The organism is Nocardia sp. NBC_01730 (genome assembly GCF_035920445.1).
Lineage (GTDB): Bacteria > Actinomycetota > Actinomycetes > Mycobacteriales > Mycobacteriaceae > Nocardia.
In genome coordinates this window covers 6,283,328-6,301,268 of record NZ_CP109162.1, presented here as the reverse complement: position 1 = coordinate 6,301,268, position 17,941 = coordinate 6,283,328, and the positions used below count along the sequence as shown (strand labels likewise).

Genomic DNA, 17,941 nt, shown 5'->3' with positions numbered 1-17,941 from the left:
CTACCGGCCGGGGCCCAGCGGTTTTATTACTACCTGCCCGGCCTGTGCAAAAGACCACAGTCGTATCGGATCCCGACGACGCCGCCCACGCCACCGAAAATGAGGGACGATGTGCAGATGATGAGCATGCTGCTCGACGTGCGAACGGGCCACAGCGAGGTGGTGCGGGACATCACTCCGCAGTGCGCGACATTCGTCCGCGAGGCCGGTGGCGACGGGCTGTTGCACATCTTCGTGCCGCATGCCACTGCCGGGATCGCGGTACTGGAGTTGGGCGCGCACAGCGACGACGACCTGCTTGCCGCGCTGCGGGATCTGTTGCCCGCCGACGACCGGTGGCGGCACGCCCACGGCTCACGCGGGCACGGCCGCTCGCATGTGATGCCCGCGGTGATCGCGCCCTACGCGACGATTCCGGTGCTCGACGGCACGCTTGCGCTGGGCACCTGGCAGTCCATCGCGCTGGTCGATCTCAATATCGACAATCCGGACCGACAGGTGCGGCTGTCGTTCCTCGCCGACGCGGGCTGACGCACCCCGTCGTCGGGGTGCCGGACGGCGCCCTGGCCGACATGCGCGGAACCATTCCCACATGTCGTCCGCGATCGGTAAGAAGTCGATCTCACCGTTCGGGCCAGCGATATAACCGTCGAGCGAGAGGCCGACGTAGTAGACGAGTTTTCGCATGGGATACCTCTTTCGATGGACGTCGTGTGGCAGAGGGTCAGGCCCTGGTGAACCACGTGACCTGTGCGCCGTTGCCGAACTCCCTACGCTGGGCCGGGGTGAACAATGTCGGTCGGAACGCACCCGAGAAGGCGGGGACGCCCCCACCTGCTACGACCGGGTAGCTCTTGATGATCATCTCGTCGAGTTCGCCGAGCAGTTCGGCGGCGAGCTTGCCTCCACCCGCGAGCCAGATATCGCCGCCGGCTTCCCGCTTGAGCCGTTGTACGAGCTCGACCGGGTTCCGCTCGATAAGTTCGACAGCCGGGTCGTCGATCCGGCCCAGCGTCCTCGACACCACGTACTGCTTCATGTGGGCGTACGGACTGGTCACGTCGATCGACAGCGCGGGCTCGTACGTCCCGCGGCCCATCACCACGGTGTCACACCGTTTATTCGGCTCGTCCACCGCCATTCCGGCATCCGAACGCACATGGGTGGGGACGAATTCCGGATATTCGGACTTGCCCCAAGCCACCATCTCGGCGTCGAACGGATAGAAGTCCCACTCCCCTGCCGGGCCCGCGATATAGCCGTCGAGGGACATACCGACGTAGTAGACAAGCTTTCGCATACCAGTACCGCCTAAACCGTTGTACTCTGACTGTAGTGATTTGAAGATAGTACTACGAATGGAGTGGTGTCAAGTGCGGACCAATCCGGAGCGGCGGCAGGCGCTCGTCGACGCGGCGATCGAAGTCCTCGCGCGCGACGGCGCGCGGGGCCTGACCTTTCGCGCGGTGGACAAGGAGGCGGCCGTGCCCGCGGGCACGGCGTCGAACTACTTCGCCAACCGCGACGACCTGCTGACCCAGGCGGGCGGCCGGTTCTACGAGCGGTTGCAGCCGAGCGCGGCCACCATGGCCAAGCTGACCGGAGGACCGAAGAACCGCGCGAACATCACCGAACTGATAAAGGAGACGGCCGGGCGCATCGAGGCGTTCCGCACCGGCTATCTGGCACTGCTCGAACTACGCCTGGAAGCGACGCGACGTCCGGAACTACGCGCGGTGCTGACCGAGCGGGTGCGCAAGGACATCGAGTTCAATGTGCGCAACCACTTGGAGGCGGGCCTGCCTGGCGACGAGAAGTCGGTGCTGCTGCTCTACCTAGCGCTGAACTGGCTGATCGTCGACCGGCTCACCCTGCCGGAAGTGTTCACCGAGGAACAGAGTCAGGATCTGATCGAGGCCGCCGTCGAGCGCCTGATCAGCACGGATGCCTGAGGCGCGCCACGCCGCCTGCCCCGGGGTGGTTGTGACTCGCCGCACTCCGTTCGATAATGGGGCGATGATGGCGAATGTCGGAGACCGACTCTGCGTGCACGGCCACGTTGTGGGAGAAGGGGACCGCCAGGGCGAGATCATCGAGGTCCGCGGGCCGGACGGGACGCCACCCTACGTGGTGCGCTTCACCGACGGCCACGAATCGCTGGTGTATCCCGGACCCGACGCGATCGTCGAGCACGACGTAGCGAACTGAGCTAGGCGCGTCGCCTGCCGAGGCGCACCACCGCGAAGGCAACGATCCCGGCGATCAGCACATTGCCGACCGTCGCGATGATCGCGTTGACGTCCACGGCCGGGTGCCAGGTGAGCTGTCCGTCACGCAGAGCAAACGCGCCGACGGGCTTGGCACCCATGCCGAAGGCCAGGCCTTCGCCCTCGCCTTGACCGTCGGCGCCGTTGCCGGTGCCACCACCCCCGCCACCGCCGCCACCGACCGAGGCGGCGGGAATTACCAGGGCCCCGTCGGATTCGTACGGCTCCCCGAAAACCCGGCGCACGGTGATCGCGTCTCGCGCTTGCCCCAGTAGTTCGGCATATTTCATGACAACCTCCCGCCCCGACGGACGGCCTCACACCGTCCGTGCACCGATTCGTTTCCGATAGTAGGCGGATGGTCCCAGCGTCGGATCCGCTTCGGTTGAACCTTCCAGGTCGATAGCGCATAACAAAAGGTGAGCGCGCGCCTCGCGTGAAATCGAGCATCGAGCGGCGAATCGAACCGACGTCGAATCGACCGGGGTGCGACGATGTGCACCATGATCGGTTCCAAACGGGTTCGGTTCCAGCCGGTGGCCGAAGGCGCCTCGGTAACCCAGCTCGAGCTGTTTTTCGACCTGGTGCTCGTCTTCGCGTTCACCATGGTCACCGACCTGGCCGCGGAGGAGACCAGCGCGAAGAACATGCTGCGTGCGCTGCTCGTGCTTGCCCTGATGTGGTGGCTGTGGATCGCCTATTCCTGGCTCGGCAACACGGTCCGCGCGGACGAGGGCATCGCACGGGTCGCGATGTTCGCCGCGATGGGCGGCGGGTTCATCGCCGCGCTCACCATTCCCGAGGCATTCCGCGACCTGCCCGGCGGCTGGTTCGGTCCGTTGGTTTTCGCGATCGCCTACCTGATCGTGCGACTGGTACACGTCGGTATGTACTGGCTGGCCAGTTCCGAGGACTCGCAACTGCGCAACCAGGTGCTGCGCTGGGCGCTCGGCTCGATCACCATCGGCACCACGCTGCTGGTCATCGCGGCGATGACATCGGGTGTCGTGCAGATCGTCTTGTGGATCGCCGCCATCGCGGGTGACTATCTGTGGACGCTGTTCGCCGGCACCGACTGGCGGTTGAACTCGGCCACCCATTTCGCCGAGCGATACGGGTTGATCGTCATTGTCGCGCTCGGTGAATCGATCGTTTCGATCGGCATCGGAGTGGCCGGGCTGCCGATCTCCTGGCCGATCGCGGTCGGCTCGATGCTGGGTCTCGCTATTTCCGGGCTGCTGTGGTGGGCGTATTTCGACGTGGCCGCCCTGTCGGTGGAACACGAACTCGTGCGCGCCGAGGGTGCGCGACAGATCAAGATCGCGCGGGGTTCCTATACCTTTTGGCATTTCCCGATGATCGTCGGGATCATCGGGTTGTCACTCGGACTGAAGAAAGTGCTCTACTACGTCGGCGACTCGTCGCACCACACCCTGACGGACGCGCTGTATGGAATTCCGCTGTACGCGCTCTACGGCGGTGTGGTGGTGTATCTGATCGCGTTGGTCGGTTTCAAGCACTACGCGACGGGCACCGTCACAGTGTCCCGAGTGGTCACCGTCGTGGTGCTGCTCGCACTCCTCCCGCTGGCCTGTGCGCTGCCCGCACTGGCATCACTTGCGCTGCTCTGCGTGGTGCTGATCGCGCTGATCGCTTGGGAGACCGTCCGATTCGCGCAGCCGAGGGACGAGATCAGGCACGCGACACACGACTGAGCTGGTGCCGGACGCCGTTCTCGGCGGGCGTCGGACCATACGCGGATGGCGGCACCCGAACTCCGTCGCGGACCGCGTCACGGATCTGATCGATGTTCTCGCGCAACATATCCGAGACGAGTTCGTCGGTGCGCGGATCCTCCAGAACCTGGAACACGATGCGGAACGTCGTGTCGGCGATCAGCCGGATGATCTCGTCGTGGAACGGGATGTAGCGCACCCGGCCTGCCTGCGGGTCCTTCTTGATCAGGTCGACGATCATCTCGTCCAGCTCGGCACGGTTCTCCGCCAGCGCGGCCGCGATATTGCGGGTGTAGTGGCCGGTGCGCAGGACCTGCACCACCTCGTCCATCACCGCGATCGTCATCGGACGGCGGATGGTGTCCACGATGGTCACCACGAACCGGTTCACCACCGCGGCGGTCACCCGGTCGCCGAAGACGCGGTCGGCCACCCGGCCGAGCCGGACGACGATCACCACGATCCGCAACAGGCGGAAACCGCGGAAGAACGGGCTGGTCACCGGGATCATGCCGAGGACCTCGTACCAGTAGATGAACGGGAAGGTCCACGGCCAGCCCGCGCGCCGCCAGCGCCACAGGAACTCCGCGGCGAACACCGCGCACACCGACCAGTCGACAATCACGATCGTGTGATAAGTGTGGCCGGAGACCGGGAAGAAGGTGATCCAGGCGACCAACACCACGGAAACCACGGCCAGCGTCAGCATCAGGAAATCGGTCCACAGCGTAGGCGGCTTACGTGGAAAGTCCTGTGGCTCCGACACTTCCCGGAGACCGTAGCTGTCTATGCGCGAGCTGGTGGTGGGAGCGGACACTGAGGATCCCTTCGACGCCGAACGGTGTCGCCGACAGTAGTACGCCGACAACCCGCTCGGCACTGCTGGCAATTCGGGCCGGTAGGTGTGGTTGCGCCGCCGCTCCGGACTCAGCGGCCCGCGCGGATGATCGCCTCGATATTGCGCTCGGCCAATGCGGTGATGGTGAGCGACGGGTTGACCGTTCCGGTGCTGCCGGGCACCGCGGCGCCATCCATCACATACAGGCCGGGATGGCCGTGCACGCGCCCGTAGTTGTCGGTGGCCCTTCCGAGCACTGCTCCCCCGAGCGGGTGCGCGGTGAACAGCGCGTTCGCGTCGTAACCGAGCGCGCTGTACTCGAGGAGCGCGCCGGCTCGTTCGGCGATCCGGTGGTCGACCGCCTTCGCCGCGGCCACGATGTCGTCCCGGTTCTTCGCGGACCAGCTGAGCCCTACGCCGTTCGTGGCCCTGTCGTAGCCGAACCTGGTGCGGGTCGGGTCGAGAACCATGCCGAGCGAGGCCAGCGCGCCGGTCTCGAACGGGATGCCGGGGATGTACCAGCTCTCCAGGGTCAGCGGCGCGCCTGATTCGTCGAAGATGCGACTCGCACTCGGCACGCCTTGGCCATGGCCGGCCAGCGCACTCGCGCCACGGGCGAGCACCACGTCGCCGTTGGTGCCCCACCCGTCGCCGATGTGTTCGTTGAGATGCGGCAGCGCACCGATGGCCTGAGCGCGGACCAGCAGCTCCGAGGTGCCGACCGAGCCCGCGCCGAGAAAGAGCCGATCGCAGGTGAGCGTGCGTATTGCGAGCACGTCGCCGCTGGGCGCCAGTTTCCGCACGGTGACCGAATAGCGGCCGCCGGCCTCCTGCGCGATGGCGTCGACCCGATGGCCTGGGTAAACCAGGCTGCGCCCGGTGTCCTGCGCATACTTCAGGTAGTTCTGGTTCAGGTCGAACTTGGCGCCGTTGGAGTTACCCAGATTGCTCCGCGCCGCCGTGGCCGAGGCCCTGCTGGCTCCGGCGAGCTCGGCGCGCAGGATGTCCCAGGTGAAGATCGAGTCGTTCGCCTGCGGCTCGTAGCCTGCCCTGCGGACCTGGTCGTCCCAGGCCCGGGAATGCGCGAACGGCGAGGAATTGTAAATGTCCGCGGGCATCGGGCTCAGCCGCAACATGTCCCGCACCCGCGGGTAGTACACGCGGTCCATTTCGCCGTAGTCGACGGTGCCGCCGAAGACGTGGTCGAAGAAGCGACGTTCCGGGGCGACCATGGCTCCGGTGAAGATCACCGAGCCGCCCCCGACGGCAGCCGCCCGCCACACATCGATACCCGGGTACTCGGTGCAATCCAGCACGCCGCCGAAGTCGGCGCACCCGATCGGCATCTTGGTGACGCCGGTGAAGTGCGTGCGATGCCAGAAACCGCGGCCGTCGGGCAGGTCGTCGCCGGTGAAGATCTCCCGCCACGGATCGTTGGGCCAGCGCGAACCGCGTTCCAGCACGGTGTTGGCGATCCCGGCCTGGGCAAGGCGCAGCGCCGTCACCGCGGCACCGAAGCCGGAGCCGATCACGATCGCGGGCGAGTGCTCGGGCGGGTCGGGAAGCGGCGCGAATATCTCCGGCACCCAGGTGCGAAACAGCCCCTCCCACATGGGATCAGCGGATGCGACGCTCGTGCCGAAGGACGATCCAGCAACACCGAGCAGCGCGGCGCTGCCCGCCGCCTTGAAGAAGGCGCGTCTACGCAACCCAGGTACCTCCGTCATCAGGTTCTAGCGGTGCGCAGATTACCGGCATTCCCGTTCGGTGAACAATTATTCGCGCGGAACCTAGGCGCCGAACGGCGGCTCGTCGGCCCGGCAGGTCGCGCCGGGGGCGGGAAGTTGCCGGTGAACTTCCCACCGGTGGTGGGCCCTCGAATCTGGTGAACTCCGTCAAAGGCGTGTTTCCCGAAGGCTTCAGCAGGAATTCCCAGACGTGGTGCGTCACTACTGGCGCACTCAGCGGTTGTGGTCGGGCTCCTACTTCGCCGGATCGGCTGACAGCGGCCCGATTTCGGTATTGCGGCACTATCCAGCTGCAGGACCAGCCCGTCTAGGACGACAACAACCGGACCACCGCGATGACGCCGACCACGACGATGACCGCGCGCAGCACGGTCGGCGGCATCCGCCTGCCCATCCGCGCACCGAGCTGACCACCGATGATCGAACCGAGCGCGATCAGCACAGCCGCCCGCCAGTTCACGTCCGCCACCACGATGAAGATCAGGGCGGAAACCCCGTTCACGATCAGCGCGAGCGCGTTCTTCACTCCATTGAGGCGCTGGATGTCCTCGTGCACGAAGACGCCGAGCAACCCGATCAGCAGCACGCCCTGGGCGGCGCCGAAGTACCCGCCGTAGACACCCGTCGCGTAAATCGCGGCGAAGAGGATCGGACCGCCGTGTGCCGGGGCCGGAGTGCCGTCGTTCTCCCGCTGTCGCTTGACCCAGCGCGCCAGCCGCGGCTGCACCACAACCAGCACAAGTGCCGCGATGATCAGAATCGGCACGATAGCCTTGAACGCATCCGCGGGCAGCACGAGCAGCAGCACAGCCCCGGTGATGCCGCCGAGCAAGGACGCGGTACCCAGCCGCAGCAGCCTGGCCTGCTGGCCGACGAGTTCGCGACGGTAGCCGTGCACACCGCTGAGCGAGCCGGGGACCAGGCCTATGGTGTTCGAGACGTTCGCGGTGACCGGCGGCACGCCGAACGCGAGCAGAACGGGAAAGGTGATCAAGGTGCCTGAGCCGACGATCGTGTTGATACCGCCCGCCGCGATGCCCGCACCGAAGACGGCCAGTTGCTCCAGCCAGGTCATAGCAAAATCCTCCGACGTCCCACTATCGGACCGAACGCTAGCGGTGTTGTCGGATGCCCCGACGACCGGACCGCCCTTCCCGGCGGTATGGCGGCACGGTAAACTCGCCGACATCATGCAGCGGGCACTTCTTCTCGGCCGCCGCGACGGGGTCTGATCGGACCGGCTCCCGTCGCGGGGTATTGCCGCGCCGGTCGACCCAACAGTCCTTTGGGATACACCACACCCTCGGAGAAAATCGCCCATGTCCCCTGCTGACGCCTTCGTATCGAGCACCCGCACCATCACCGTGCCGAGCAAACCCACCCCCACCGACCAGCCTGCTTGGAACAAGCAGAAGAACTCCTCGATGCCGACCTTCCGCTATCGGCCGTTCGCCGAGGAGGTCGAGCTGGTCACGCTGCCCGACCGCACCTGGCCGAACAAGGTCATCGACCGGGCGCCGGGCTGGTGCGCCGTCGACCTGCGCGACGGCAATCAGGCGCTGATCGACCCGATGAGCCCGGCCCGCAAACGCCGCATGTTCGACCTGCTGGTGCGGATGGGCTACAAGGAGATCGAGGTCGGCTTCCCTTCGGCGAGCCAGACCGACTTCGACTTCGTCCGCGAGATCATCGAGGACGGCGCGATCCCCGACGACGTGACCATCCAGGTGCTCACTCAGTGTCGGCCCGAGCTGATCCAACGCACCTTCGAGGCCTGCGCGGGCGCGCAGAACGTGATCGTGCACTTCTACAACTCCACCTCGATCCTGCAGCGGAAAGTGGTGTTCCGCGCCGACCGGGCGGCTATCAGGAAGATCGCCACGGATGCCGCGGCGCTGTGCCTGGAGATCGAGCGGCGCTACCCGGACACCAATTGGCGCTACGAGTACAGCCCGGAGTCCTACACCGGCACCGAGCTGGAGTATGCCCTGGAGGTCTGCGACGCGGTCTCCGAGATCATCGCGCCGACGCCGGACAAGCCACTGATCATCAACCTGCCCGCCACCGTCGAGATGGCCACCCCGAACGTCTACGCCGACTCGATCGAGTGGATGAGCCGCAACCTGGCCCGCCGCGACTCCATCGTGCTGTCGCTGCACCCGCACAACGACCGCGGCACCGCGGTCGCCGCCGCCGAGCTGGGTTACCAGGCGGGCGCCGATCGGATCGAGGGCTGCCTGTTCGGCAACGGTGAGCGCACCGGCAACGTCTGCCTGGTCACCTTGGGGATGAACCTGTTCTCCCGCGGCGTGGACCCGCAGATCAACTTCTCCGACATCGACGAGGTCCGACGCACCGTCGAGTACTGCAACCAGCTGCCCGTGCACGAACGCCACCCGTACGGCGGCGACCTGGTCTACACCGCCTTCTCCGGCAGTCACCAGGACGCCATCAACAAGGGCTTGGACGCGATGAAGACCGGGGCAGACGCCGCCGGGTCGGACGTGGACGACATCATCTGGGAGGTGCCCTACCTGCCGATCGACCCGAAGGACGTGGGCCGCACCTACGAGGCCGTCATCCGGGTCAACTCGCAGTCCGGCAAGGGCGGCGTCGCCTACATCATGAAGACCGACCACGGATTGGCTCTGCCGCGGCGGCTGCAGATCGAGTTCTCCCAGGCGATCCAGCAGATCACCGACGGCGAGGGCGGCGAGGTCACACCGAAGGAGATGTGGGACGTCTTCCACGAGGAGTACTTGAGTCCGATCCGCCCGCTGGAGCGGATGCGCCAGAAGGTCACCGCGTCGGAGACCGACGGCGGAGTCGACTCGATCGTGGCGGTGGTCAAGGTCGACGGCGTCGAGCAGGAGGTCACCGGCGCCGGCAACGGACCGCTCGCGTCGTTCGTCGACGCGATCGCCGCCGTCGGCTTCCACGTTCAGGTGCTGGACTACTCCGAGCACGCCATGTCCGCGGGCGACGACGCCCAGGCCGCCGCCTACGTGGAATGCGCGATCGGCGACAAGGTGGTGTGGGGCGTCGGCATCGCCACCTCGATCACGACCGCGTCGCTGCGCGCGGTGGTGTCCGCGGTCAATCGCGCCCACTGATTCCGGGGACGGCGTGAGAGCCGGGTGCCGCGGCAGGTCGACTGCCCGGCGCCCGACTCTCGATCTTGCTGGCGGAGGGCACATGTGGGCCGTGTGTCGCTCGGCCCGTCCGCCGCGGATACCGCGACACGAGGCATCGAACCCCGTGCTAGCGTGGATCCGCACTCAAGCGCCGAGCTCTCTGCTCGAATTCCCGAGCAGATGGGGGAACCGTGACACCAGACGACCAGAACCCGACCTCTCCGCCCTGGCTGCAGAGTCATTCCGTGGACACGGCCGACGTCACCGGGGCGGAGTCATCGGCCGCCGACCCGTCGACCGAGCAAACCGGCGGCGCGGAAGCGAAGGAAACCGACGTGGCGGATGCGCCCGACCAGCCGGACGCCGATCAGGGACCGCCCGAGCCGCAGGGTTCGATCGACCAGACCACGGCCTACCCGCAGACCGCAGGTCCCGCACAGGGCTACGGCCCATTGCTCGGACCCGAATCGTATGACCCGTACGCCCAGCCGAACTCCGGACCGTACGCGCAGCCGACGTTTCCAGCGGAGCCGTACGCGGCCGGCGCGTTCCAGCCGTCATCCGGCCCGAGCGGTAGCCAGCCCAGTCCCCCGCCGACGGAGCCGCAGGGGCCGAACTCCGGTTACAACGAGTACTTCCAGCAGGAGATCGGCAATGACGGCTTGGTGCGGCGAGCGCCCCAGGACGCCCCACCTCCGGAAGCCGGTGCGCCACAGTCCGATCAGCCGAGCGGCCCGATCTACAGCTGGGCGCCGCCTCCTCCGCCGGTGACGCATCAGCCGCCGCCCTCGCATCAGCCGCCGCCCTCGCTTCAACCGCCACCCTCGTATCAGCCGCCGCCTCCGATCGGACAGCCTCCGGGGCTGAGTTGGCAAGGCGGGCAAGGCGGACCGAATCCGCACCAGTCCGCGCAGCCGTTCCAGCCGCAGCATGTGCCGCAGCCCGGCCAGCCGGGACACTCGGTGAATGATCTGAACCTGCTCAAACGGGCCCGCAGGTCGCCGCGCAGCGGGTGGCGCCGTGCGGTACACAAGGCCTCCGGCGGCATGATCAACCCGGGTGAGTCGGCGGCCGACCTCGTCTACCGCGACCTCGTAGAGCGGGTGAACCAGCCGGTCCGCGGTGACTACCGGATCGCGATCCTCTCGCTGAAGGGCGGCGTCGGCAAGACCACCACCACAGTCGGCCTCGGCTCTACATTCGCGTCGCTGCGCGGTGACCGGGTCATCGCGATCGACGCCAACCCCGACCTGGGCACGCTCGCGCACCGGGTGCCGCGGCAGACCCGCTCCACCGTGCGCAACCTGCTCGAGGACGACCACATCACCAGGTACTCGGACGTGCGGGCGCACACCTCGCAGGCACCGAGCCGACTGGAAGTGCTTGCCAGCGAACAGGATCCGGCGGTCTCCGAGGCGTTCAGCGAGGCGGACTACCGCAAGGCGATCGGCGTACTGCAGTCGTTCTACAACATCATCCTGACCGACTGCGGCACCGGCCTGATGCACTCGGCGATGGCGGGCGTGCTGGACATGGCCAGCTCGCTCGTGCTGGTCACCTCGCCCGCGATCGACGGCGCGCGTAGCGCATCGGCCACGCTGGACTGGCTCGACCACCACGGGTACCGCAACTTGGTCGAGCGCACCGTAGTGGTGGTGAACGCCTCACGGCGCGGCGCGTCCACCGTTGACCTCGACCAGCTGCGCAAGCTGTTCCTCGACCGCACCCGCGCGGTACAGGTGGTGCCGTTCGACGACCACCTCGCCGAGGGCGCGGAGATCGACCTCGAGCTGGTGAGCAAGCCGACGCAGCGGGCGCTGCTGGAGCTGGCTGCGATGGTGGCCGACGACTTCGAGTACATCGGCTCGCAGCCGCAGCATCCCTACCGGTACCAGGGGCCGCCCGGGATGTGATCCCGGTTCGACCGGTCCGACGCCCCGCAAGCGGACCCAGTCGCAGGTCGCGAGTTCCGCTGCACAGCAGCGTGTCGTCGACGTCGGCTGGCCAGGCGGCTGCCTCGCCTTCACCCCGCCTGACGCAGGCTGATGGCGGACACAGTCCGGCTGCGTCTGATCTGCGGCTGCCTTCGCTCGGCCCGGGCGGCAGGCAGCCGGCGGACACAGTCCGGCTGGGTCCATCAAGCATCCGCCGTCACGATCGCAGCGGCCGACTCGAAGGCCGCGAGCACGGCGGCAATGGCCGGACGGTTGTCGGCACGCGGCCTGGTCGCCAGTTCGTACCTGCGGGCGGCGCGGACATCCGAGAGGCGCAGCACCGACAGATCCGGATCTCCCACCGCGTAGCGCGGCATCAGCGCCACACCGTAGCCCGTGGCCACCAGGGCTTCGATGACGCGGAAATCGTTGAGTCGCTGTGCAATTCGCGGTTGAACTCCGGTTATGGTGGCGATCGAGCGGAGCACGTCGTCGACCGGGAAACCGCCACGTACGCTCAGCCACGTCTCGTCGGCCAGTTCCTCCGGCGTGACGGCCGTGCGACCGGCAAGCCGATGCGTGGGCGCCGCGACGACATCGATCGGTTCGCGCATGAGCACCCGGGTCGCGACGCGCGGGTCGGCGATCGGCGCGGCGCGTTCGTCGCGATGGGTCAGCACCACGTCGTAGTCGGCGAGTAGCCGCGCCACATCGGACGGGGGCACATCCTCGTCCCGTGCGACTACGTCGACACCGCTGTCCGCCAGGCCGGGCAGCACGTGCGGCAGCAGCAACGCGCCGCCCGAGGGGAACACCGCGACGCGCACCCGGCCACGCGGCGAGCCGCGATAGTGCGCCATTTCGGCGACCGCGCGATCCATAGCCGCGAACACCTCGTCGGCGCGCATCACCAGCGCGCGGCCCGCATCGGTGAGCCGGACCCGCCTTCCGTCGGGTTCGAGCAGGGCGACGCCCGCCTCCCTGGCCAGTACCTTGAGCTGCTGCGACACCGCCGACGGAGTCATCGACAGCGCGGCGGCGACAGCCGCGACGGTTCCACGATCGGCAAGCTCACGCAGCACGCGCAGTCGCTCCAGTGCCATCGGCGGCCCGGGCGTGGCCGGCTCGGCTGACAAAACCATTAAGTAATGCTACATCGATGATCCATATTTATTCGATTGTTCTGATGATTCATCGGACCCACGATAGCGGATGTGACCAATCGCGACCGCCTGCTCGGCCTCACCGTCGTCCTGCTCTGGGGGCTCAATTTCCTCGCCATCCGAGTAGGGCTCGACCACTTCCCGCCATTCTTCTTCGCCGCACTGCGCTTCGCTGTACTCGCGGTCCCCGCGCTGCTGTTCATCCCGCGCCCGCGCGTCCCGGTGCGCTGGATCCTGTTGTACGGCACCGGTTTCGGCATCCTGCAGTTCGCGTTCCTGTTCACCGCGATGCGGGTGGGGATGCCGACCGGGCTCGCCTCGCTTGTACTGCAATCCTCCGCGCCGTTCACCGTGCTGCTCGGCGCGCTATTCCTGCGTGAGCGGATCCGGCCGGCGCAGACCGCAGGCATCGCCGTCGCGGTCGCGGGCATGGCGGTGATCGGCTGGGACCGGCTGGAACACGCCACCCTGCTGCCGGTGCTGCTGACCCTGGCGGGCGGGCTCGGCTGGGCATTCGGCAATATCGGCGCGCGCCTGGCAGGCACCGAATCTCCCAGCGTCAACCCGCTGCACCTGATGCTGTGGACCACCGCCGTTCCGCCGTTGCCCATGTTCGCCCTTTCCGCGTTCGCCGAAGGGCCGACCACCGGCCTGCGCGCAGTGGCCGACTCGTTCTCGCTCGCGGGCCTGCCTGCCCTGGTGGCGTTGAGCTATATCGCCATCCTGGCCACGGTCGTCGGCACCGGGCTGTGGACCTACCTGATGGGCCGCTACCCGGCCGGGATGGTCGCGCCCTTCTCCCTGCTCGTTCCGGTCATCGGGATCGCCGCCGCCTGGGTCTTCCTCGGCGAGACCCCGACCCTGCTGTCGCTGGTCGGCGGCGGCGTCGTCATCGCGGGCGCCTTCGCCGCCACCTCGAACAAGCCGCGCACGGCCGAGGCGCACGCCGCGGTGGGCACCGCCCCGCCGACGACGAAAACACTCGTCGCTTCGGGCCGACCGGCAGCGGGCTGAGTAGGCGCACTCGTACCGCGCAGGCGCCCTCGGAATCCCGATGCTGTGGTCCACGTCACCTATTCCGCATGTCCACCTATCGGTTTGCGGGGTCGATGTGGACCGAAGGGCCTGCCGCCTTACAGTATTGCTCGGCGTGAGAATTTGGTCCAGAGGCTAGGCAGCAGATCAGCGTGGCAGAAAATCGATGGACCGTATCGCGGAGGGCACTGCTTCGTGGAACGGTTGCAGCGGGGGTAGCAACAACGGGGGCGCTGACGGCAAGCGGGCTGAGACCGACGCAGGCCACGGCGAGTCCAGGCGGCAGGCAGGTCGCGGTACTCGGTGGCGGTGTCGCCGGACTGACCGCGGCACACGAGCTGGTCGAGCGCGGATTCCAGGTCACGATCTACGACAGACGCGCGTGGGGCGGCAAAGCGCGCAGCGTTCCGGTGCCCGGCACCGGGTCGGGAGGAAGACCGGACCTACCCGGCGAGCACGGTTTTCGCTTCTTCCCCGGCTTCTATCAACACGTGCCGGACACCATGCGCCGAATCCCGTTCCAGGACAACCCGAACGGCGTCTGGAACAATCTTGTCCCGGCACCCGAGGCGCGGTTCGCCCGGCGCGACGGCGATGACTTCCGCGTCCCGATCGGTCCGCACGCCCGCGCCGGGTTCAGCCCGGAAAGCTTCCGCGAAACACTCGGCGCGGCATTGGCCACCGCGCTGAAAATGCCTGCCAACGAGGGGCTCTACTTCGCCGACCGGCTGCTGGTCTTCAACACCAGCTGTGATGCCCGCCGCCACGGCCAGTGGGAGCACACGTCCTGGCGCGACTTCGTCGGCGGCCACGCGCGCTCGCACGAGTTCCGCGCATTGCTCTCGCGCACCCTCACCAGCATCATGGTCGCCGCGAAGGAGGACGTGGCGAGCGTCCGCACCATCGGCACCATGGGTGAGCAGTTCCTCGGCAATCCGTTCGAGATAGGCAACGACGGCGCGCTGGACCGGGTGCTGAACGGCCCGACCAATGCGGTCTGGATCGATCCATGGGTCGCGCGGATCCGCGATCTCGGCGGGCGATTCGCACTCGGCGCCGAGGTCCGCGGGCTGGAGGTGCGTGACCGCAGGATCACCGCGGCACATATCGTGGACGAGACAGGCGTCCATCGCACCGTCGACGCCGACTACTTCGTCGTCGCGCTGTCCGCCGAGCAGGCTCGCACGCTGTGGTCACCGCAAGTACTGGCTGTGTGGCCGGAATTGGCCGCGATGGATGGTCTTTTCACCGACTGGATGAACGGCATCCAGTTCTATCTGCGCCGACCGGCCGACATCTCCCGCGGCCATACCGCCTACATCGACGCGCCGTGGTCGCTCACTTCGATCGCCCAGAACCAGATGTGGAGCCGGAAACTCACCGAGTTCGGCGACGGCACCGTGCAGGACTGCCTGTCGGTGGACATCTCCGACTGGAACTCCCCCGGCATGCTGTTCGGCAAGACGGCCAAGGAGTGCACGCACGAGGAGGTCGCCCGTGAGGCCTGGGCCCAGATGACGGCCCATCTCGACGATCGCGGCGAGGTGCTACGCGACACCGACCTGCACTCCTGGTTCCTCGACCCGGGCATCACGTGGCAGGAGGGGCAGCGGCGCAACGCCAACGCCGACCCCCTGCTGATCAACACGGCCGGTTCGTGGGAGCACCGGCCGGAACCGCACGGCACGCTGGAAAACCTGTTCCTGGCAGGCGATTACGTGCGCACGAACGTCGATCTGGCCACCATGGAGGGCGCCAACGAATCCGCACGCGCCGCGGTGAACGCGCTGCTCGACGCGGCAGGCTCGAACGCGGAACGCTGTCGGATGTTCACGCTCTACCGCGCGCCCGAACTGGAAGCGCTGCGCAGAATCGACGCCGACCGGTACGCGGCGGGACAGCCGAACCTGTTCGACCTGCCGATCTGATTCCGCCGACGACCTCTGGCCGCACCACACCTGCTTGGTCGAAGAGGCGTAGACGAACATCACCGAGACGGTCGACGAGTTGGAGCGCTACTACGCGCCGGAGGATTACGAAGCCGCGCTCTCCCGCGACTGAGCCGGCGTGGGCCAGACCACTGGACCGCGACGCGCCCGGATCTCGGGGCGAACATAGACTCGCGACGTGGCAGATATATCGGTGCGCGGCCGGCTCGCGCTGACGGCAGCGGCCGCGGCGTCGTGGGCGTCGCAGAAGGCGGGTCGCGGCAAGGGTTCGATGATCGGCGGCCTGATCGCGTTGAAGATCGACCCGACGGTGCTGGACCAGCTCGGACGTCAGCGTCGCACGGTGCTCGTGACCGGCACGAACGGCAAGTCCACCACCACCAGGATGACCACCGCGGCGCTAAGCACGCTCGGCGAGGTCGCGACCCAGGCCGACGGCGCCAATATGGACGCGGGCATCGTCGCCGCGCTCAACGCGCACCGGCGCGCGCCGCTGGCCGCGATCGAGGTGGACGAACTGCACCTGCCGCACGTCACCGACTCGCTGAACCCCTCGGCGGTGGTGCTGCTGAATCTCAGCCGCGACCAGCTCGACCGGGTCGGCGAGATCAACATGATCGAGCGCAGGCTGCGCGCGGGCCTGGCGAAGCACCCCGCCACCGTGGTGATCGCGAACTGCGACGACGTTCTGATCACCTCTATCGCCTATGACCATCCCAACGTGGTATGGGTCGCCGCGGGCAGCGGATGGGCGATGGACGCGACCAGCTGTCCGCGCAGCGGTGAGCCGATCATCTGGGAGGGCGCGCACTGGCGCAGCACCGGAACGGATTTCGAACGGCCGGAACCGGATTGGTGGCTCGACGGTGACGATCTGGTCGGCCCGGCGGGCCTGCGGTTCCCGTTGCACCTGGCCCTGCCCGGCCGGGCCAACCGCGGCAACGCGGCGCAGGCGGTGGCAGCGGCGGTCGCGCTCGGCGCCGATGCGGGGCAGGCCGTGGCGGCCGCGGGCACGGTGCGCGAGATCGCGGGCCGCTACCGGACGGTGCAGGTCGGCGAGCACGACGCCCGTCTGCTGCTGGCGAAGAACCCGGCGGGCTGGCAGGAGGCGCTGTCGATGATCGAGCCGACCTCGGCGGGCCTGGTGATCGCGGTGAACGGCCAGGTACCCGACGGCGAGGATCTGTCCTGGCTGTGGGACGTGCGGTTCGAACACTTCGAAGGCGTTCAGGTGGTGGCAGCGGGCGAGCGGGCCACCGACCTCGCGGTCCGACTCACCTACGCGGGCGTCGAGCACACCACGGTGCCAGATCCGTTGCATGCCATCACCTCCTGTCCCGCGGGCCATGTCGAGGTGCTGGCGAACTACACCGCGTTCCGTGATCTCAACCGTGACCTCGAGGAGCGGACGGCATGAGCCAGTCGACAATTCGCATCGGTCTGGTGCTGCCGGACGTAATGGGTACCTACGGCGACGGCGGCAACGCGCTCGTCCTGCGCCAGCGCCTGCGCATGCGCGGCTACGACGCCGAGATCGTCGAAATCACACTGCCCGAACCGGTTCCGGAGTCGCTGGACATCTACACCCTCGGCGGCGCGGAGGATTCCGCGCAGCGTCTGGCCACCCGGCACCTGCGCCGCTACCCCGGCTTGCAGCAGGCGGCCGCGAAAGGTGCTCCGGTGCTGGCGATCTGCGCGGCCATCCAGGTGCTCGGCCAGTGGTACGAGACCTCGGGGGGTGAGCGGGTGGACGGCGTCGGACTGATCGACGTCACCACCTCGCCGCAGCACAATCGCGCCATCGGCGAGGTGACCACGACTCCGCTGCTGCCCGGGCTCGCCACTTCGCTCACCGGCTTCGAAAACCACCGTGGCGGAACCAAGCTCGGCGGCGATGCGACCGCTCTCGCCCGGGTCACCCGTGGCGTCGGCAACGGGGTCGGTGATGGGCTGGAGGGCGTCGTGCAGGGATCGGTGATCGGCACCTACATGCACGGCCCCGCGCTGGCCCGCAACCCCGAACTGGCCGACCTGCTGCTGATGCGCGCGCTCGAGGTCACCGAGCTGGCGCCGCTGGAGCTTCCCGAAGTCGACCAGCTGCGCCGCGAACGCCTGCGCGCCTGAGCCGCGGCGTCCG

The 17,941-nt window shown here is 67.6% G+C and carries 16 protein-coding genes; 10 read left to right on the top strand and 6 right to left on the bottom strand.

Features of this window, described 5'->3' with window-relative positions:
• Positions 1-117: 117 nt before the first annotated feature.
• Positions 118-531 (top strand): secondary thiamine-phosphate synthase enzyme YjbQ, encoded by a 414-nt coding sequence (locus tag OHB12_RS26410; RefSeq protein ID WP_327111680.1) that lies wholly within the window; start codon positions 118-120, stop codon positions 529-531.
• A gap of 193 nt (positions 532-724) precedes the next feature.
• On the opposite strand, the gene OHB12_RS26400 is transcribed toward OHB12_RS26410, so the two are convergent.
• Entirely contained in the window at positions 725-1,300 is a 576-nt protein-coding gene (locus tag OHB12_RS26400) for a dihydrofolate reductase family protein (protein WP_327111678.1), read from the bottom strand.
• Positions 1,301-1,373: 73 nt separating this feature from the next.
• On the opposite strand from OHB12_RS26400, the gene OHB12_RS26395 reads away from it, so the two are divergent.
• Positions 1,374-1,952, top strand: a complete 579-nt coding sequence (locus tag OHB12_RS26395; protein ID WP_442799852.1) for a TetR/AcrR family transcriptional regulator — start codon at positions 1,374-1,376, stop codon at positions 1,950-1,952.
• Between the two features lie 64 nt (positions 1,953-2,016).
• A complete protein-coding gene (locus tag OHB12_RS26390) occupies positions 2,017-2,208 on the top strand; it encodes a DUF1918 domain-containing protein (protein WP_327111674.1) in 192 nt (63 codons plus the stop codon).
• 1 nt (position 2,209) lies between these two features.
• Here the strand turns inward: OHB12_RS26390 and OHB12_RS26385 are convergent, their stop codons facing one another.
• Complete coding sequence (locus OHB12_RS26385) at positions 2,210-2,557, bottom strand: sporulation protein (RefSeq protein ID WP_327111672.1); 348 nt, start codon at positions 2,555-2,557, stop codon at positions 2,210-2,212.
• Positions 2,558-2,770: 213 nt separating this feature from the next.
• On the opposite strand from OHB12_RS26385, the gene OHB12_RS26380 reads away from it, so the two are divergent.
• Positions 2,771-3,982 carry a low temperature requirement protein A gene (locus OHB12_RS26380; RefSeq protein WP_327111671.1) on the top strand — a complete coding sequence of 404 codons (1,212 nt, stop codon included), beginning with the start codon at positions 2,771-2,773 and terminating at the stop codon, positions 3,980-3,982.
• On the opposite strand, the gene OHB12_RS26375 is transcribed toward OHB12_RS26380, so the two are convergent.
• The 3 genes from OHB12_RS26375 to OHB12_RS26365 form a co-directional block, all read right to left on the bottom strand.
• Complete coding sequence (locus OHB12_RS26375) at positions 3,960-4,820, bottom strand: ion transporter (RefSeq protein WP_327111669.1); 861 nt, start codon at positions 4,818-4,820, stop codon at positions 3,960-3,962. The genes OHB12_RS26380 and OHB12_RS26375 overlap by 23 nt on opposite strands.
• 110 nt (positions 4,821-4,930) lie before the next feature.
• Positions 4,931-6,568 (bottom strand): GMC oxidoreductase, encoded by a 1,638-nt coding sequence (locus OHB12_RS26370; protein WP_327111667.1) that lies wholly within the window; start codon positions 6,566-6,568, stop codon positions 4,931-4,933.
• A 328-nt stretch (positions 6,569-6,896) separates the two neighbouring features.
• A complete protein-coding gene (locus OHB12_RS26365; protein ID WP_327111664.1) occupies positions 6,897-7,664 on the bottom strand; it encodes a sulfite exporter TauE/SafE family protein in 768 nt (255 codons plus the stop codon).
• A 244-nt stretch (positions 7,665-7,908) separates the two neighbouring features.
• Here OHB12_RS26365 and leuA point away from each other — a divergent pair, with 244 nt between their 5' ends.
• Together leuA and OHB12_RS26355 are read left to right on the top strand one after the other, a co-directional pair.
• Positions 7,909-9,702: a 2-isopropylmalate synthase gene (gene leuA / locus OHB12_RS26360; RefSeq protein ID WP_327111662.1), complete on the top strand. Its 1,794-nt coding sequence runs from the start codon at positions 7,909-7,911 to the stop codon at positions 9,700-9,702.
• A 212-nt stretch (positions 9,703-9,914) separates the two neighbouring features.
• The gene (locus OHB12_RS26355; protein WP_327111660.1) at positions 9,915-11,636 is read left to right on the top strand and encodes a MinD/ParA family ATP-binding protein; all 1,722 of its coding nucleotides are present in this window, start codon (positions 9,915-9,917) and stop codon (positions 11,634-11,636) included.
• A 224-nt stretch (positions 11,637-11,860) separates the two neighbouring features.
• Here the strand turns inward: OHB12_RS26355 and OHB12_RS26350 are convergent, their stop codons facing one another.
• The gene (locus OHB12_RS26350) at positions 11,861-12,760 is read right to left on the bottom strand and encodes a LysR family transcriptional regulator (protein ID WP_327121488.1); all 900 of its coding nucleotides are present in this window, start codon (positions 12,758-12,760) and stop codon (positions 11,861-11,863) included.
• Between the two features lie 111 nt (positions 12,761-12,871).
• On the opposite strand from OHB12_RS26350, the gene OHB12_RS26345 reads away from it, so the two are divergent.
• The 4 genes from OHB12_RS26345 to OHB12_RS26330 all read left to right on the top strand — a co-directional run bounded on the left by OHB12_RS26345 (position 12,872) and on the right by OHB12_RS26330 (position 17,928).
• Positions 12,872-13,834 carry an EamA family transporter gene (locus OHB12_RS26345; RefSeq protein WP_327111658.1) on the top strand — a complete coding sequence of 321 codons (963 nt, stop codon included), beginning with the start codon at positions 12,872-12,874 and terminating at the stop codon, positions 13,832-13,834.
• A gap of 173 nt (positions 13,835-14,007) precedes the next feature.
• Positions 14,008-15,783 (top strand): FAD-dependent oxidoreductase, encoded by a 1,776-nt coding sequence (locus OHB12_RS26340; protein ID WP_327111656.1) that lies wholly within the window; start codon positions 14,008-14,010, stop codon positions 15,781-15,783.
• A gap of 199 nt (positions 15,784-15,982) precedes the next feature.
• Positions 15,983-17,221 carry a Mur ligase family protein gene (locus OHB12_RS26335; protein ID WP_327111654.1) on the top strand — a complete coding sequence of 413 codons (1,239 nt, stop codon included), beginning with the start codon at positions 15,983-15,985 and terminating at the stop codon, positions 17,219-17,221.
• On the top strand, positions 17,218-17,928 hold the full coding sequence (locus OHB12_RS26330) for a type 1 glutamine amidotransferase (RefSeq protein ID WP_327111652.1): 711 nt from the start codon (positions 17,218-17,220) through the stop codon (positions 17,926-17,928). Before OHB12_RS26335 ends, OHB12_RS26330 begins: the two co-directional genes overlap by 4 nt.
• The last annotated feature ends 13 nt before the right edge of the window (positions 17,929-17,941 follow it).

Excerpts from the sequence above, each read along its gene's own strand:
- OHB12_RS26410 (WP_327111680.1), top strand. The coding sequence starts at position 118 with ATGATGAGCATGCTGCTCGACGTGCGAACGGGCCACAGCGAGGTGGTG.
- OHB12_RS26380 (WP_327111671.1), top strand. The coding sequence starts at position 2,771 with ATGATCGGTTCCAAACGGGTTCGGTTCCAGCCGGTGGCCGAAGGCGCC.
- OHB12_RS26390 (WP_327111674.1), top strand. The coding sequence starts at position 2,017 with ATGATGGCGAATGTCGGAGACCGACTCTGCGTGCACGGCCACGTTGTG.
- leuA (WP_327111662.1), top strand. The coding sequence starts at position 7,909 with ATGTCCCCTGCTGACGCCTTCGTATCGAGCACCCGCACCATCACCGTG.
- OHB12_RS26370 (WP_327111667.1), bottom strand. The coding sequence starts at position 6,568 with ATGACGGAGGTACCTGGGTTGCGTAGACGCGCCTTCTTCAAGGCGGCG.
- OHB12_RS26350 (WP_327121488.1), bottom strand. The coding sequence starts at position 12,760 with ATGGCACTGGAGCGACTGCGCGTGCTGCGTGAGCTTGCCGATCGTGGA.
- OHB12_RS26330 (WP_327111652.1), top strand. The coding sequence starts at position 17,218 with ATGAGCCAGTCGACAATTCGCATCGGTCTGGTGCTGCCGGACGTAATG.
- OHB12_RS26365 (WP_327111664.1), bottom strand. The coding sequence starts at position 7,664 with ATGACCTGGCTGGAGCAACTGGCCGTCTTCGGTGCGGGCATCGCGGCG.
- OHB12_RS26385 (WP_327111672.1), bottom strand. The coding sequence starts at position 2,557 with ATGAAATATGCCGAACTACTGGGGCAAGCGCGAGACGCGATCACCGTG.
- OHB12_RS26400 (WP_327111678.1), bottom strand. The coding sequence starts at position 1,300 with ATGCGAAAGCTTGTCTACTACGTCGGTATGTCCCTCGACGGCTATATC.